The organism is Pseudomonas sp. JV414 (assembly GCF_032424305.1).
In the GTDB taxonomy this organism is placed as follows: Bacteria; Pseudomonadota; Gammaproteobacteria; order Pseudomonadales; family Pseudomonadaceae; genus Aquipseudomonas; species Aquipseudomonas lini.
This window is the reverse complement of sequence record NZ_VYKC01000009.1, coordinates 209,880-226,188: the sequence shown is the minus strand read 5'-3', so window position 1 is coordinate 226,188 and position 16,309 is coordinate 209,880. Positions and strand designations below refer to the sequence as shown.

The 16,309-nt window shown below is 60.0% G+C and carries 13 protein-coding genes and 1 riboswitch; of the genes, 11 read left to right on the top strand and 2 right to left on the bottom strand.

The window, feature by feature from the left end; translation table 11 throughout:
- The first annotated feature begins 19 nt into the window (after positions 1-19).
- The gene (gene waaA / locus F6R97_RS12000) at positions 20-1,297 is read left to right on the top strand and encodes a lipid IV(A) 3-deoxy-D-manno-octulosonic acid transferase (protein WP_315866595.1); all 1,278 of its coding nucleotides are present in this window, start codon (positions 20-22) and stop codon (positions 1,295-1,297) included.
- Between the two features lie 106 nt (positions 1,298-1,403).
- Here waaA and F6R97_RS11995 read toward each other — a convergent pair whose 3' ends face one another.
- A complete protein-coding gene (locus F6R97_RS11995; protein WP_038978682.1) occupies positions 1,404-2,843 on the bottom strand; it encodes a TolC family outer membrane protein in 1,440 nt (479 codons plus the stop codon).
- 193 nt (positions 2,844-3,036) lie between these two features.
- Positions 3,037-3,142, top strand: a riboswitch (TPP riboswitch).
- A gap of 166 nt (positions 3,143-3,308) precedes the next feature.
- Here F6R97_RS11995 and thiC point away from each other — a divergent pair.
- Positions 3,309-5,198, top strand: a complete 1,890-nt coding sequence (thiC, locus tag F6R97_RS11990; RefSeq protein ID WP_315866594.1) for a phosphomethylpyrimidine synthase ThiC — start codon at positions 3,309-3,311, stop codon at positions 5,196-5,198.
- Between the two features lie 157 nt (positions 5,199-5,355).
- Positions 5,356-6,648, top strand: a complete 1,293-nt coding sequence (gene cytX / locus F6R97_RS11985; protein ID WP_315866593.1) for a putative hydroxymethylpyrimidine transporter CytX — start codon at positions 5,356-5,358, stop codon at positions 6,646-6,648.
- Here the strand turns inward: cytX and F6R97_RS11980 are convergent.
- Positions 6,617-7,363 carry an RsiV family protein gene (locus F6R97_RS11980; protein ID WP_038978685.1) on the bottom strand — a complete coding sequence of 249 codons (747 nt, stop codon included), beginning with the start codon at positions 7,361-7,363 and terminating at the stop codon, positions 6,617-6,619. The two genes, cytX and F6R97_RS11980, sit on opposite strands and share 32 nt — an antisense overlap.
- 242 nt (positions 7,364-7,605) lie before the next feature.
- On the opposite strand from F6R97_RS11980, the gene F6R97_RS11975 reads away from it, so the two are divergent.
- The 8 genes from F6R97_RS11975 to parC all read left to right on the top strand — a co-directional run bounded on the left by F6R97_RS11975 (position 7,606) and on the right by parC (position 16,151).
- A complete protein-coding gene (locus F6R97_RS11975) occupies positions 7,606-8,223 on the top strand; it encodes an NUDIX domain-containing protein (RefSeq protein WP_038978686.1) in 618 nt (205 codons plus the stop codon).
- Complete coding sequence (locus F6R97_RS11970; RefSeq protein ID WP_038978687.1) at positions 8,214-8,666, top strand: DUF1249 domain-containing protein; 453 nt, start codon at positions 8,214-8,216, stop codon at positions 8,664-8,666. Before F6R97_RS11975 ends, F6R97_RS11970 begins: the two co-directional genes overlap by 10 nt.
- Positions 8,667-8,764: 98 nt before the next feature.
- Positions 8,765-9,580 (top strand): 3',5'-cyclic-AMP phosphodiesterase, encoded by an 816-nt coding sequence (cpdA, locus tag F6R97_RS11965; RefSeq protein ID WP_050681609.1) that lies wholly within the window; start codon positions 8,765-8,767, stop codon positions 9,578-9,580.
- Positions 9,581-9,783: 203 nt separating this feature from the next.
- The gene (locus F6R97_RS11960; RefSeq protein ID WP_038978689.1) at positions 9,784-10,392 is read left to right on the top strand and encodes a YqiA/YcfP family alpha/beta fold hydrolase; all 609 of its coding nucleotides are present in this window, start codon (positions 9,784-9,786) and stop codon (positions 10,390-10,392) included.
- Positions 10,393-10,461: 69 nt separating this feature from the next.
- Positions 10,462-12,366, top strand: coding sequence for a DNA topoisomerase IV subunit B (parE, locus tag F6R97_RS11955; RefSeq protein WP_007902595.1), 1,905 nt, complete (start codon positions 10,462-10,464; stop codon positions 12,364-12,366).
- Positions 12,366-13,355: an esterase-like activity of phytase family protein gene (locus F6R97_RS11950; RefSeq protein ID WP_315866592.1), complete on the top strand. Its 990-nt coding sequence runs from the start codon at positions 12,366-12,368 to the stop codon at positions 13,353-13,355. The genes parE and F6R97_RS11950 overlap by 1 nt, the downstream gene beginning before the upstream one ends.
- Complete coding sequence (locus tag F6R97_RS11945) at positions 13,352-13,873, top strand: TIGR02281 family clan AA aspartic protease (RefSeq protein ID WP_050681611.1); 522 nt, start codon at positions 13,352-13,354, stop codon at positions 13,871-13,873. Before F6R97_RS11950 ends, F6R97_RS11945 begins: the two co-directional genes overlap by 4 nt.
- Before the next feature lie 10 nt (positions 13,874-13,883).
- Positions 13,884-16,151 (top strand): DNA topoisomerase IV subunit A, encoded by a 2,268-nt coding sequence (parC, locus tag F6R97_RS11940; RefSeq protein ID WP_038978692.1) that lies wholly within the window; start codon positions 13,884-13,886, stop codon positions 16,149-16,151.
- The last annotated feature ends 158 nt before the right edge of the window (positions 16,152-16,309 follow it).

The following is a 16,309-nucleotide window of genomic DNA, read 5'->3' as shown; positions in this document are numbered from 1 at the left end:
ACCGATAAACTCCGCCGCCATGAATAGAACTCTCTACACCGCGCTGTTTTACCTGGGGCTGCCATTGGTAGCGATTCGGCTTTGGCTGCGGGCGCGCAAGGCGCCGGCGTATGCCAAGCGTATTGGCGAGCGTTTCTCCCTCGCGCTGCCGGCGATGACGCCGGACGGCATTTGGGTGCACGCGGTGTCGGTGGGCGAAAGCATCGCCGCGGCGCCGATGATTCGTGCCTTGTTGCAACGGTATCCGACGCTGCCGATCACCGTCACCTGCATGACCCCGACCGGGTCCGAGCGCATCCAGGCGTTGTTCGCCAACGAGCCGCGCATCCAGCATTGCTATTTGCCTTATGACTTGCCTTGCGCAGCAAAGCGATTCCTTGATCGGGCCCGGCCGAAACTGGCGGTAATCATGGAAACCGAGCTCTGGCCCAACCATATCCACCAATGCGCCAAGCGCGGGATTCCCGTGGCGCTGGCCAATGCGCGACTGTCCGAACGTTCGGCCAAAGGTTATGGCCGCTTCCATAAACTGACCCGGCCGATGCTCGCCGAGATGAGCCTGTTCGCGGTACAGACCGAAGCCGAGGCGCAGCGTTTCCGGGATTTGGGCGCACGCCCGGAAACCGTCGAAGTGACCGGTTCGATCAAATTCGACCTGACCATCGACCCGCAACTGCTGCAGCGTGCCGGCGAATTGCGTGCGCAGTGGCAGGCACAGGATCGTCCGGTATGGATCGCCGCGAGTACGCATGAAGGTGAAGACGATGTGGTGCTGGCTGCCCATCGTAGGCTGCTGGCCAATCATCCCGATGCCTTGCTGATTCTGGTGCCGCGTCATCCGGAGCGTTTCAACCCGGTGTTCGAGTTGTGCCGGCAGCAGGGTTTTGCCACGGTACGGCGTTCGACGGGCGAGCCGGTTACCACAGGTACGTCGGTGCTCTTGGGCGACACCATGGGCGAGTTGTTGTTTCTCTATGCGTTAGCCGATAGCGCTTTCGTCGGTGGCAGCCTGGTGCCGAACGGCGGCCATAATCTGCTGGAACCAGCAGCCCTGGCCAAGCCGGTGCTCAGTGGGCCGCACTTGTTCAACTTCCTCGAAATCGCCGCGCAGTTGCGCAGCGCCGGGGCGTTGGCCGAGGTCGATGATGCCGAAAGTCTGGCGCTGGCGGTGCAGCGGCTGTTCGAACTGCCGAGCGATGCGCAGCGGATGGCAGAGGCGGGGCTGAAAGTGATGCGCACTAACCAGGGGGCGCTGCAGCGGTTGCTGGAAGGGTTGGGCAGGTTGATCGAGCGTTAAATCGGGGTGCCTTCAAAAAGATCGCAGCCTTCGGCAGCTCCTACAGGGTGTACACCAATCCCAATGTAGGAGCTGCCGAAGGCTGCGATCTTTTGATCTTTTGCTGTTATTGAGCCGGATTAGCCCGTAACTGCTCCGCCGCAGCCTTGGCCAGATCCGGTGGCAGGAAGTCCTTGTCCGGGTTGTAGTCGGCCTTGAGGTAACGCGTCAGGTCCTGCAAATCCCCCGGGTTCAAGGTGCCAGCGGCCTGCTTCAAGCGCAGGTTGTCGAGGATGTAGTCGTAGCGGGTGTTGTTGTAGTTGCGCACCGAGGTGTACAGCTGGCGCTGGGCATCGAGCACGTCAACGATGTTGCGCGTCCCCACCTGATAACCGATTTCGGTCGCTTCCACCGCGCTCTGGTTGGAGATGATCGACTGCCGGCGGGCCTGCACCTGCTCGACGTCGGTGTTGACGGCGCGGTGCAGATTGCGGGTGTTTTCCACGACCTGACGACGCAGCGCTTCGCGTTGCTGCTCGGACTGAGTCAGCCGTGAATAGGACTCACGCACCTGCGAGCTGGTCAGCCCACCGCTGTAGAGCGGGATGCTCAATTGCAGGCCAACCGTGCGCTGCTCGACATCGCCGCCGTAACGCACGCCGTTCGGGTTCGGGTTGGTAAAACCGAGGGCGTCGTTGTCACCTTTCTGATATTGCGCGACCGCATCCAGGGTGGGCGCATGTCCGGCCTTGCGCTGCTTGAGGGTTTCCTCGGCGGCGCTTACCGCGTAGTTGCTGGCCAGCAAATTCAGGTTCTGTTTGGCGGCGGTGTCGACCCAGGCTTTGGCATCGTTCGGTGCTGGCGGCAGGATCGGTAAGGTGTGGACGATGCCCTGGATCGAATTGTATTGACGGTTGGTCAGGGTGATCAGCGCTTCGAACGCGTCATCCACCTGACGCTGAGCGAGAATCCGGTTGGCCCGCGCCGTGTCGTAACTGGCTTGGGATTGCAGTACATCGGTCTTATCGGACAGGCCAACGTCGAAGCGCTCGTTGGACTGATCGAGTTGACGCTTGAACGCCGCTTCTTCGGCCTTGGTCGAGGCCAGGGTGTCCTGGCTGCGCAGCACGTTGAAGTAGCTTTCGGCGCTTTGCAGAATCAGGTTCTGTTCGGTGGCCGAGAGTTGCAAGGCTGCCTGTTCGTTGACGTCCTTGGCGGCCTGCAACTGGAACCAGCGATCGGCGCGGAAAATCGGTTGTGCCAGGGTTGCCTGATACACCGTGCCGCTGCGGGTCGAAGTCACCGAGGGCTGATCGAGCGCGGTGCGGGTGTTGTTCAGGTCGGCACCGGCGGACAGGTTGGGCAACAGCCCTGCGCGGGCCTGGGGCACGACTTCCTTCTGAGCGCCGTATTGGGCGCGGGCGGCGGCGAGGTCGGCGTTGTTGTCCACCGCTTCCTGATAGACGCTGACCAGGTCAGTTTTGGTCGATAAGGGCGCTTCAGCTGCCCAGGCCATTCCGTTGGACGCACAAGACACGGCAAGGGCCAGTGAGAGTTTGCGCAGCATGAGGCCATCCCTAAAAAATTACGCTGATAATTTGAGCGCCAAGGCTACGGCGCGGCGCCCTGCAGCGTCAAGGCGCGGCACGGCGTAGCGAGTGTAGTTGCACGCAGGCAAGGCAACAATCCTGCAATTGCGCCATTCATCATGGTGTTTGCTGCGGAGTTGGCGTTCTTTGCCGGTTGTGTCTAGACTGGCCGGGTTCTTGTCGGGGTGCCTTGCTATGAGGCTGAGATCGAATAATTTCGGATCCCGTTGAACCTGATCAGGTTAGCGCCTGCGTAGGGAACAAGATTTCTCGTCACCCGGCGAGTCCTCTTGTGCTTCGTCCGGGATGTTGTTCGACAATCGAACACCCCTCGAGCACCGAGCACAGCACCAGCTGGTTTTCCCAGCGCCCGTGCGTCCATTCGTTTACAGGTTCGCTCCGACAAAAATCCACTGCCTGGATGTGTGTCTGGAGAGCCCGTGATGACTACAAAATCAAAAATCGCAACTAACCTGAGTGACTCGGCCAAGGTCGATCAGCAATCGGTTCAGCCGTTTACCCGCTCGCAAAAAATCTATGTCCAGGGCACTCGCCCCGACATCCTCGTGCCGATGCGCGAAATCAGCCTGGACGTGACCCCGACCGACTTCGGCGGCGAAATCAACGCGCCGGTAGTGGTGTACGACACCTCGGGCCCGTACACAGACCCCAACGTCATCATCGACGTGCGCAAAGGCCTCGCCGATGTGCGTTCACCGTGGATCGAATCCCGTGGCGACACCGAACGTTTGTCCGGCCTGAGCTCGAACTTCGGCCAGGAACGCCTGGCCGATGCGGAATTGACCAAGCTGCGTTTCGCCCACGTGAACAACCCGCGCCGCGCCAAGGCCGGGGCCAACGTCAGCCAGATGCACTACGCCCGTAAAGGCATCATCACCGCCGAGATGGAATACGTCGCCATCCGCGAAAACATGAAGCTCGAAGTGGCCCGTGCCGCTGGCTTGCTGGATCAGCAGCACGCCGGCTACAGCTTCGGCGCCAGCGTGCCGAAAATCATCACGCCGGAATTTGTCCGTGAAGAGATCGCCCGTGGTCGCGCGATCATTCCGGCCAACATCAACCACACCGAACTGGAACCGATGATCATCGGCCGTAACTTCCTGGTGAAGATCAACGGCAACATCGGCAACAGTGCACTGGGTTCGTCCATTGAAGAAGAAGTGGCGAAACTGACCTGGGGCATTCGCTGGGGGTCGGACACGGTCATGGACTTGTCCACCGGCAAGCACATTCACGAAACCCGCGAATGGATCATCCGTAACTCGCCGGTGCCGATCGGTACCGTGCCGATCTACCAGGCTCTGGAAAAAGTCGGCGGCGCCGCTGAAGACCTGACCTGGGAGCTGTTCCGCGACACGCTGATCGAGCAGGCCGAGCAGGGCGTCGACTACTTCACCATCCACGCCGGTGTGTTGCTGCGCTATGTGCCGCTGACTGCCAAACGCGTGACCGGTATTGTTTCCCGTGGCGGTTCGATCATGGCCAAGTGGTGCCTGGCACATCACAAGGAAAACTTCCTCTACACCCATTTCGAAGACATCTGCGAAATCATGAAGGCCTACGACGTCAGCTTCTCGCTGGGCGATGGCCTGCGTCCGGGCTCGATTGCCGACGCCAACGACGCCGCACAATTCGGTGAGCTGGAAACCCTCGGCGAGCTGACCAAAATCGCCTGGAAGCACGACGTGCAGTGCATGATCGAAGGCCCGGGCCACGTGCCGATGCAGTTGATCAAAGAGAACATGGACAAGCAGCTCGAGTGCTGCGACGAGGCGCCGTTCTACACCCTCGGCCCGCTGACCACCGACATTGCCCCAGGCTACGACCACATCACCTCCGGTATCGGTGCGGCGATGATTGGCTGGTTCGGTTGCGCGATGCTTTGCTACGTGACGCCGAAGGAACACTTGGGCCTGCCGAACAAGGATGACGTGAAGACCGGGATCATCACCTACAAGATCGCCGCTCACGCTGCCGACCTTGCCAAGGGGCATCCGGGTGCGCAAATTCGTGACAATGCCTTGAGCAAGGCGCGTTTCGAATTCCGTTGGGAGGACCAGTTCAACCTGGGCCTGGACCCGGACACCGCGCGTTCGTACCACGACGAAACCCTGCCGAAGGATTCGGCCAAGGTCGCGCACTTCTGCTCCATGTGCGGGCCGAAATTCTGCTCGATGAAGATCACCCAGGAAGTCCGTGAATACGCGGCCAACCAGCGGATCGAAACTGTCGATGCGGAAGTCGCCCAGGGCTTGGCGGAACAGGCTGAGCGGTTCAAGCAGGAAGGTAGTCAGTTGTACAAGAAGGTTTGATTTGATCCGCAGCGCCAGCCTTTCGAGGCCGGCGCAGCTCTTGTAGGAGCGAGGCTTGCCCGCGAAGGCGGTTTGTCTGACACACCGCTTTCGCGGGCAAGCCTCGCTCCTACAGGTTGTGGTTACAACAACAAATGTCCCTCTGAGATAACACCCCTTGAGCATTCAACCCAGCACTTATTCCCCGGATTGCGCGGTGCCGATCGACAAGCGTGTCTTCGGCGGCCGTGATTTGTGTTCCCTGTGGTTCTCCCTCGGCATCGGCCTGATGGTGTTGCAGACCGGCGCGCTGCTCGCTCCAGGTCTGGGCCTGTCCGGCTCATTGCTGGCGATTTTTCTTGGCACGCTGGTCGGCGTTCTGTTGCTGGCCGCCGTCGGCGTGATCGGCAGCGACACCGGCCTGGCGTCGATGGCCGCGCTCAAACTCAGCCTCGGCAAACATGGCGCGAGCCTTCCGGCGGTGTTGAACTTGCTGCAACTGATCGGTTGGGGCTCGTTCGAAATCATCGTGATGCGCGACGCTGCCAGCCTGCTCGGCGCCCGTGCGTTCAGCGAAGGCAGCCTGATGACGAATCCGCTGCTGTGGACAGTTTTCTTCGGCGGTTTGGCGACTTTGCTGGCCGTCAGCGGGCCACTGACCTTTGTGCGCAAGATCCTGCGCAAGTGGGGCATCTGGCTGCTGCTGGCCGCGTGCATCTGGCTGACCTGGAACCTGTTCGTCAAAGCCGACCTGGCGGCGTTGTGGGCGCAGGCCGGTGATGGTTCGATGCCGTTTGCCGTGGGCTTCGACATTGCGATCGCCATGCCGCTGTCGTGGTTGCCGCTGATTGCCGACTACTCGCGGTTCGGCAAGCGTGCGAAGAATGTCTTCGGCGGTACGGCGCTGGGTTTCTTTATCGGTAACTTCTGGCTGATGAGTTTGGGCGTTGCCTACACCCTGGCGTTCGCGCCGAGCGGCGAAGTGAATGCCTTGCTGCTGGCGTTGGCCGGTGCAGGGTTGGGGATTCCGTTGCTGCTGATTCTGCTGGATGAGTCGGAAAATGCCTTTGCCGACATTCACTCGGCGGCGGTGTCCAGCGGGATTCTGTTGCGCTTGAAAGTTGAGCATCTGGCCTTGGCGATCGGCGTGATCTGCACACTGATCGCGTGCCTGGCGCCATTGGCCCAGTACCAGAACTTTCTGCTGTTGATCGGTTCGGTGTTTGCACCGCTGTTCGGTGTAGTGCTGGTGGATCACTTCATCCTGCGCAAGCGCAGTGCTCATGTAGCGTCAGCCGCATTGCGCTGGCCGGCGTTGCTCGCCTGGTTGGGCGGGGTGAGTACCTATCATTTGCTGGCCAATCTCTATCCGGACATCGGCGCAACCCTGCCGTCGCTGGTACTGGCAGGGCTGCTGCAACTGCTGCTCGGTCGGGCCTTCAGCTACGGCCGGGAAACAGCTCGGGCTTGAGAATACCGTTCAGGCGCGGGTAGGGGATCTTCAGTTCGACGTGGCCCAATGCGTAAGGCGCGATGGTGCTCACTTCGTACTTGAGGATCACCCCGCCGTAGGTCAGCGCCACGTTCTGGGTTTTCACGAAGGGCCAGCTCTTCACGAACTCCGGTTCCTGATCGAGCTTGGTGCTGATCAGCCAACTGTTGTGCGCCACTTGGGCCGCTTTCCAGAACGCCTCTTCCTGCCCCGGGATCAACATGTCCGAGAGGGTCAGTACTTTATGCTGCTGACGTGAGTAGTTGATGAAGCCGCGGCCCGGCGTGCCATGGGCACCGCCGGTGTCCAGGTAGCTGGATAATTCAACGATCACCAAGCCGTCATGCTGCTCACGTACCTTGGCTTGCAGGTAGCTGCTGTAGCGCGGGCCGGCACTGCTCAAAAACTGCTCGCGATACGCCGCCAATGTTGGCGCTACAGGGGCGTCAGGCGAGGTGCGGGTCATTTGCAGCAGGCGTTTTTCGATGATGCCGTCAAGTGCAGGTTCATCCGGGAAACGCAGCGTATCGATATTCACCAACGGGCATTCAGCGTTGGCGCAGCCTGGTTTCAACTGTTCCGATGCGTCGCGGGTAGTTTCCAGCGGCGCCCGATAGTTGGGCTGGAACAAACTCTGGCAGGCGCCCAGGGTCAGGGCGATTGCGGCCACGGAGGCGATTTTAAAAAGCGACATGGGCGTCCTTCATAAAACAGGGAAAGGCGAAAAGTTACCCGCTTCGACTCTTAACGAAGCAGTCAGTTCGCCACTAAGCTAATTAGAGTTGGTTTCGCCCTCACCGTCTATCCCGCTGACTGGAAAGGGGCTGCATCAAACATCGCGGGCGCGTTAGGATGGCGCGAAGTCGAGGTTGCAAGTAACGAGTTGCAAGTAAAAAAAGGAACCTCATAACGGATTTGCAGTAAACGAGGATTGTCATGACTGATTTTGCCAACGCCATTCCGACCGCCGTTGATATCGTTCGGCGCGAAAAGTGCTATGAGGGTTTCTACAAGCTCGACCGCGTGCACTTGCGCCACGAATTGTTCGCCGGTGGCATGAGTCGCGAAATCAATCGTGAACTGTTCGTGCGCCATGATGCGGTGTGCGTGCTGCCTTACGATCCGCAGCGCGATGAAGTGGTGCTGATCGAGCAGTTTCGCGTCGGTGCCATGGGCAAGACCGACAATCCGTGGCTGATCGAACTGGTCGCCGGTCTGATCGACAAGGATGAAGTACCGGAAGAAGTTGCTCACCGCGAAGCGCAGGAGGAAGCTGGGCTTGTATTCGGGGCGCTCTGGCCGATGACCAAATATTTTCCATCGCCGGGCGGCAGTAATGAATTCGTGCATTTGTACCTGGGGCGTTGCGAGACAACCGGGGTCGGCGGCCTGCATGGGCTGGAGGAAGAGGCAGAAGATATTCGCGTCACGGTCTGGGCGTTCGAAGATGCCCTGCAAGCCGTACGCGACGGACGTATTGCCAACGCGGCAAGCATCATCGCCTTGCAATGGCTGGCTTTGAACCGCGTTGAAGTGAGGGGGTTATGGTCGTAAACAAGCTGCGCGATCGCTACCGGATCGACCTCGTGGGGCTGCAAGCCTCCTGCGAGGCCAATTACGCGCGCCTGATGCGACTGCTACCGGACATGCGCAACGAGCCGGCAGCCCGGCGCATTGCCGTGACCCATGGCGACCAGATGCTGGGTGTGCTGGCCCTCGAAGTGCTGCAGGTCTGCCCGTACACCACGACCCTGCAAGTACGCCAGGAACACAGCCTGCCATGGCTGCCGGTGCCGCAACTGGAAGTTCAGGTCTATCACGACGCCTGCATGGCCGAAGTGGTCAGTGCTGAGCATGCAAGACGCTTCCGGGGCATCTATCCTTACCCGAACGCCGCGATGCATCAGCCGGATGAAAAGGCTCAGCTCAATCTGTTCCTGGGGGAATGGCTGAGTCACTGTCTGGCATGTGGGCACGAGTACGCAGTCGTTCGGTAGTTGTGAACTGCGTCCGGTTCACAGGTTTCCTCTTTTGATCGTCCCCCAGCATAATTGCGGCACTTACCCATCCCGTGATCACGCCCTGGGAGAACGCCTTGCCGAGCGTATCCACATTGACCACCGCCGATCCTGCGTTGCTGGTGCAACTCTCCGACAGCCATCTGTTTGCCGAGGCGGACGGGACGTTGCTGGGCATGAATACCCGCGACAGCCTGCAACAGGTCATTGAGCTGGTAAAGCTTCAGCAGCCGCAGATCGACTTGATCATTGCCAGTGGCGATCTTTCCCAAGACGGGACGCTGGAGTCGTATCAGCTGTTTCGTGACCTGACCCGGCAGATCGATGCGCCGGCACGCTGGATTCCCGGTAATCATGACGAGCCGCGGATCATGGCCGAGGCGGCAGTGCAGAGTGCGCTGCTGGAACCGGTTGTGGACATTGGCAACTGGCGGATTACGTTGCTCGATTCTGCGGTGCCGGGTTCGGTGCCGGGGTATTTGCAGGATGAACAGTTGCAGTTGCTGGCCCGCTCATTGAGTGAGGCGCCGCAGCGGCATCATTTGGTGTGTTTCCATCATCATCCTGTGTCGATCGGGTGTGCGTGGATGGAGCCCATTGGATTGCGCAATCCTGAAGCGTTGTTCGCGGTGCTGGATCGGTTTCCTCAGGTACGTGCGGTGTTGTGGGGGCATGTGCATCAGGAAATTGACCAGGAGCGCAACGGTGTACGCCTGATCGCATCGCCCTCGACCTGTATTCAGTTCGAGCCGGGCAGTGATGATTTCAAGGTGAGTGAGCAGGCGCCGGGGTATCGATGGTTGCGGTTGTTGCCGGATGGTCGGCTGGAAACTGGCGTGGAACGCGTCACCGGGTTCGACTTTCAGATTGATTACGGCTCTAACGGCTACTGATTTATTTGTCATTTTCCAAGACCGAGGTGCGGCCATCGCGGGCAAGCCCGCTCCCACAGGGGATTTGTGAACGCCTCAGATCCTTGTGGGAGCGGGCTTGCCCGCGATGGCGTTTGCTCAGGTGACATGATTTCCACGCATATCCCCGATTTTCCCGACACCCTGTAAACTGCGCCTCTTTACCCGACGCACAGGGAGCTCAAATGTCTGGTTCGATCCTTTATATCCACGGTTTCAACAGCGCGCCGGCGTCGAAAAAGGCCTGTCAGTTGATTAATGTGATGGAACGGCTGGGCTTGAGCGATCAGTTGCGTGTGCCGGCCTTGCATCACCATCCTCGCGAGGCCATCGGTCAGCTGGAGCAGGCGATTGCCGAGCTGGGGCGGCCACTGCTGGTCGGCAGCTCACTCGGCGGCTACTATGCGACTCACTTGGCCGAGCGCCATGGCTTGAAAGCCCTGTTGATCAACCCGGCCGTCAGCCCGCACCGGATGTTCGACGGGTATCTGGGGACGCAGAAAAACCTGTATACCAATGAGACTTGGGAAATGACCCACGACCACGTGACGGCCCTGGCCGAGCTGGAAGTGCCGGCGCCCCAGGATCCGCAGCGGTTTCAAGTGTGGTTGCAGACCGGCGATGAAACGCTGGATTATCGCCTCGCCCAGCAGTATTACCGAGCCTGTGCCTTGCGCATCCAGGCGGGCGGCGACCATAGTTTCCAGGGTTTTGCCGAGCGATTGCCGGCAATGCTGAGTTTCGCCGGCATCGGCGCAGATTTGTATCAGGCGATTGATTTCACTGCACTGTGATTTGTCGCCTCTTTTTCATAGAACTCTCTTTTTCACAGAACACTTTTTACAGGCGGACGACGAGACCCCATGGCCACTCCCAGCGCTAGCTCTTATAACGCAGACGCCATCGAAGTCCTCTCGGGCCTCGACCCGGTGCGCAAACGCCCCGGCATGTACACCGACACCAGTCGACCGAACCACCTCGCCCAGGAAGTCATCGACAACAGCGTCGACGAAGCCTTGGCCGGGCATGCGACATCGGTGCAGGTCATCCTGCACGCCGATCACTCTCTGGAAGTCAGCGATGACGGCCGTGGCATGCCAGTGGACATTCACCCGGAAGAGGGTGTGTCGGGCGTCGAACTGATCCTCACCAAGCTTCATGCGGGCGGCAAGTTTTCCAACAAGAACTACCAGTTCTCCGGCGGTTTGCACGGGGTGGGTATTTCCGTGGTCAACGCCTTGTCGACCGAAGTCCGGGTGCGTGTGAAGCGCGACGGCAACGAATACCAGATGACTTTCGCTGACGGTTACAAAAAGACCGAGCTGGAAGTGATCGGCACCGTCGGCAAGCGCAACACCGGCACCAGCGTGTTCTTCGCGCCGGACCCGAAGTACTTCGATTCACCGAAATTCTCCATCAGCCGCCTCAAGCACGTGCTCAAGGCCAAGGCCGTTCTGTGCCCGGGGCTGCTGGTCAGTTTTGAAGACAAGGCCACCGGCGAGAAAGTCGAATGGCATTACGAAGACGGTCTGCGCTCCTACCTGGTAGACGCAGTCAGCGAATTCGAACGCCTGCCGGACGAACCGTTCTGCGGCAGCCTGGCCGGTAACAAAGAAGCGGTCGATTGGGCGTTGCTGTGGTTGCCCGAGGGCGGCGACAGCGTTCAGGAAAGCTACGTCAACCTGATCCCGACGGCCCAGGGCGGTACGCACGTCAACGGTCTGCGTCAGGGCTTGCTCGATGCGATGCGCGAGTTCTGCGAATTCCGCAGCCTGTTGCCGCGTGGCGTGAAGCTGGCGCCGGAAGACGTCTGGGAACGCATTGCGTTCGTCCTGTCGATGAAAATGCAGGAACCGCAATTCTCCGGTCAGACCAAGGAACGCCTGTCATCCCGTGAAGCGGCAGCCTTTGTTTCCGGTGTGGTCAAGGACGCGTTCAGCCTGTGGCTCAACGCTCACCCTGAGACCGGCATGCTGCTGGCGGAATTGGCGATCAACAACGCCGGCCGTCGTCTGAAGGCCAGCAAGAAGGTTGAGCGTAAGCGCATTACCCAAGGGCCGGCGTTGCCGGGCAAACTCGCCGACTGCGCCGGACAGGACCCGATGCGCTCCGAGCTGTTCCTGGTGGAAGGTGATTCCGCCGGCGGTTCGGCCAAGCAGGCGCGGGACAAAGAATTTCAGGCGATCCTGCCATTGCGCGGCAAGATTCTGAACACCTGGGAAGTCGACGGCAGCGAAGTGCTGGCCAGCCAGGAAGTGCACAATATTGCCGTGGCCATCGGTGTCGATCCGGGCTCGGCGGACATCGCCCAGTTGCGTTACGGCAAGATCTGCATCCTCGCCGACGCCGACTCCGACGGTCTGCACATCGCCACGTTGCTCTGCGCCTTGTTCGTCCAGCATTTCCGTCCGCTGGTGGATGCCGGACACGTCTACGTCGCCATGCCGCCGCTGTACCGTATAGACCTGGGCAAAGAAATTTACTATGCCCTGGACGAGGCCGAGCGCGATGGCATTCTCGATCGTCTGGTAGCCGAGAAGAAACGCGGCAAACCACAGGTCACCCGATTCAAAGGTCTGGGTGAAATGAACCCGCCGCAGTTGCGCGAAACTACCATGGACCCGAACACGCGGCGTCTGGTGCAGTTGACGCTGGAAGATTTCGACGCGACCTCGGAAATGATGGACATGCTGCTGGCGAAAAAACGCGCTGGCGATCGCAAGTCCTGGCTGGAGTCCAAGGGCAACCTGGCCGAGGTTCTGGGCTGATGCGATTTGGCTGGGCCCTGGCGTGTGCGTTGCTGCTGACCTCGGTAACGGTTTCGGCGCAGCCCGCACCCGAGCTGCGCCTGTTATCCGAGCATGCCGTCGACGGCATGCGCGGCGGCAATCTGTCGGGGCTGGCCCAGTGCGGCAAGGATTTGTGGACCGTTTCGGATCGTGACGATGATCAAATCTATCGCCTCGACACCCGCAACAACACCTGGCACGCCGAAACCGTGCGCATCGACGTACCCCTGGCGCCCGACAGCGGCTTGCCCTGGGGCTTGCGTTCGCGGGCCTGGGCGGCGTCGTTCGTGCGGGGCGGGGACCTGGATTTCGAAGGCATCACCTGCGACAGCGCTGGCAATCGTTACATCGTCAGCGAAGCGCACGCCGCGGTGCTGCAGGTTCCGCCAATCGGGCCTGCGTCCTGGCTGAAAATCTCGCCGATGCTGGTACGCGAAGCACGGGCCAGCGGCATGTTGCTGCACTTCAATTCGTTATTTGAAGGGCTGGCGATCAATCCGGCTGGTGACACGCTGTGGCTGGCCGCCGAACGTGAGCGCCGCGGTTTGCTGCTGATCAAGCGCCAGCAAACGGTCTGGGACTGCAAGGGTGGTTGTGTGCTGCTGAGTGAAGCCGGGGTGGAGATGCAACCAGCGCAATTTCCCAAGGCCCGCGCGCGCTCCCGGGATTTTGCCGATCTGTCATTGTTTGACGGCAAATTGTTCACCCTTGAGCGCAATGCCTTTCAGGTTTGCCGTCGCGATGCGGTGACAGCCAAGGTCGAGCGCTGCTGGTCGTTTGCCGCCGAGGCCTTGCAGGAAAACCGTCGTTATTCACAGCCCTTTGGGCTGGCGGAAGCGTTGATCGTGGACGTCGACGGTGCCTGGATTGGTATCGACAACAACAATGGTGCGCGCGTCGACGGGGAGAAACGCCCGATTGTCTGGCGCTTTGCCGCGCCTGAAGGTGGCTGGAGTGCCAAGCCATGAGTCAACAGCCTCCGGGCAAACGCGCTGGTCGGGTGTTGATGGTGTTGGCCTGGTGCGCCGCGCTATTTCTGGCGACACGATTTTTCGGGCAATGGGAAGAGAACCAGCAAAACCCGAATGCGGTGGTCAGTTCTGAACAGGGCGAAGGTTTTATCGAAGTGAAGCTGATCAGCAACAGCCAGGGGCATTTTATTGCCACTGGCCAGATCAACGGTCAGCCGGTGGATTTCATGCTCGATACCGGCGCGACCGATGTGGCGATCCCTGCGGATCTGGCCAAGCGTTTGAAGCTGGAAGAAGGTTTCGGTGTGACCCTGAGCACGGCCAATGGCCTGAGCCAGGGCTATCGTACAAAAATTGACCGCCTGCAACTGGGCGACATCGTGCTGCGGGATGTCCGCGCTCTGGTCGCGCCGGGGCTGCACGGTGATCAGGTGCTGCTCGGTATGAGCGCACTGAACAAACTTGAATTTACCCAGCGCGGTGGCACCATGCTGCTGCGCCAGACAACGAACTGATGAGGCCCGCATGAGCGACTCCCTTGATCTCAGCCTGGACGGTGTAGAACGCCGGTCACTGGCTGACTTCACCGAAAATGCCTACCTCAACTACTCCATGTACGTGATCATGGACCGTGCCTTGCCGCATATCGGCGACGGCCTGAAACCGGTACAGCGGCGCATCATCTATGCGATGAGCGAGTTGGGGCTGGACGCCGATTCCAAGCACAAGAAATCGGCGCGTACCGTCGGTGACGTGCTCGGTAAGTTCCACCCGCACGGCGACTCGGCGTGCTACGAAGCCATGGTCCTGATGGCCCAGCCGTTCAGCTACCGCTACACGCTGGTCGACGGCCAGGGTAACTGGGGTGCGCCGGACGATCCGAAGTCCTTCGCCGCCATGCGTTACACCGAAGCGCGGCTGTCGCGTTATTCCGAAGTGCTGCTCAGCGAACTGGGCCAAGGCACCGCGGATTGGGGGCCGAACTTCGACGGCACGCTGGAAGAGCCTTTGGTATTGCCGGCCCGTTTGCCGAACATCCTGCTCAACGGCACCACCGGCATCGCCGTGGGCATGGCCACCGACGTACCGCCGCATAACCTGCGCGAAGTCGCGACGGCGTGTGTGCGTTTGCTGGATGAGCCGAAAGCCACGGTCGAACAGCTCTGCGAGCACATCCAGGGCCCGGATTACCCGACCGAAGCGGAAATCATCACGCCGCGCGCCGACCTGCTGAAAATCTACGAAACCGGCAAGGGCTCGGTGCGCATGCGCGCCGTGTACCACATTGAAGACGGCGACATCATTGTCACCGCGCTGCCGCATCAGGTTTCGGGTGCCAAGGTGCTGGAACAGATAGCGGCCATGATGCAGGCCAAACCGTCGAAAGCCCCGCAGATCGCTGACCTGCGAGACGAGTCCGACCACGAAAACCCGTGCCGGATCGTGATCATCCCGGGTGCGCGCAAGAACTTCGATCACGACGCGCTGATGCAGCACCTGTTCGCCAGCACGGAGCTGGAGTCAAGCTACCGGGTCAACATCAACATCATCGGTCTGGACGGCAAGCCGCAGCTGAAAAACCTGCGCGCGCTGTTGGTCGAGTGGCTGGAATTCCGGGTCCAGACCGTGCGTCGTCGTCTGCAATTCCGCCTGGACAAGGTTGAGCGCCGCCTGCACCTGTTGGACGGTTTGTTGATCGCTTATCTCAATCTGGATGAAGTGATTCACATCATCCGCACCGAGGAACACCCGAAAGCCGCCCTGATCGAGCGTTTCGCCCTGAGCGAAATCCAGGCCGATTACATCCTCGACACCCGTTTGCGTCAGTTGGCGCGACTGGAAGAAATGAAGCTGCGTGCCGAGCAGGATGAACTGCTCAAGGAACAAGCCAAGCTGCAAGCCCTGCTGGGCAGCGAAGCCAAGCTGAAAAAGCTGGTACGCACCGAGCTGATCAAGGACGCCGAAACTTACGGCGACGACCGTCGCTCGCCAATCGTCGAGCGTGCAGAAGCCAAGGCCTTGACCGAGCACGATCTGCTGCCGAACGAGAAAGTGACCGTAGTTCTGTCGGAAAAAGGCTGGGTTCGCTCTGCCAAGGGGCACGAAATCGACGCCACCGGGCTTTCCTACAAGGCCGGGGATGGTTTCAAGGCCTTGGCGGCCGGACGTTCCAACCAGTTTGCGGTATTTATCGACTCCACCGGGCGCAGTTATTCGGTCGCGGCCCACACCTTGCCCTCGGCCCGTGGCCAAGGCGAGCCGCTGACCGGCCGTCTGACGCCGCCGCCAGGGGCGAGTTTCGAATGCGTGCTGATGCCTGAAGACGATTCGCTGTACGTGATCGCGTCTGACGCCGGTTACGGTTTCGTGGTCAAGGGTGAAGACCTGCAAGCCAAGAACAAGGCGGGCAAGGCCCTGTTGAGTTTGCCGAACAACGCCAAAGTGATTCTGCCGCGCCCGGTAGCCGATCGTGAGCACAACTGGCTGGCCTCGGTGACCACCGAAGGTCGCCTGCTGATTTTCAAAATCAGCGATCTGCCACAATTAGGTAAAGGTAAAGGGAATAAGATCATCGGGATTTCCGGTGAGCGTGTTGCCAGTCGCGAAGAATATGTCACGGACATCGCCGTTTTGCCGGAGGGTGCCACTTTGGTGCTGCAGGCCGGAAAACGTACCTTGTCATTGAAGGCGGACGACCTTGAACACTACAAAGGTGAGCGTGGGCGTCGTGGTAACAAACTGCCAAGGGGCTTTCAGAGGGTTGATGCGCTGTTCGTCGAAAACCTCAATTAAGCGTCCTAGAGCGCTCGATCTACGATTTAACACGTAGATCGACGCTTTGCCGCTGGAGTCGGAACGCATATTCACGGATGATATGGCCTTTCAAGCGCCGGCGTAGCCGAGCGTTCTTCATATTTTTTGAGTATTTTCACTGTGGTTAGCCTTGTGGC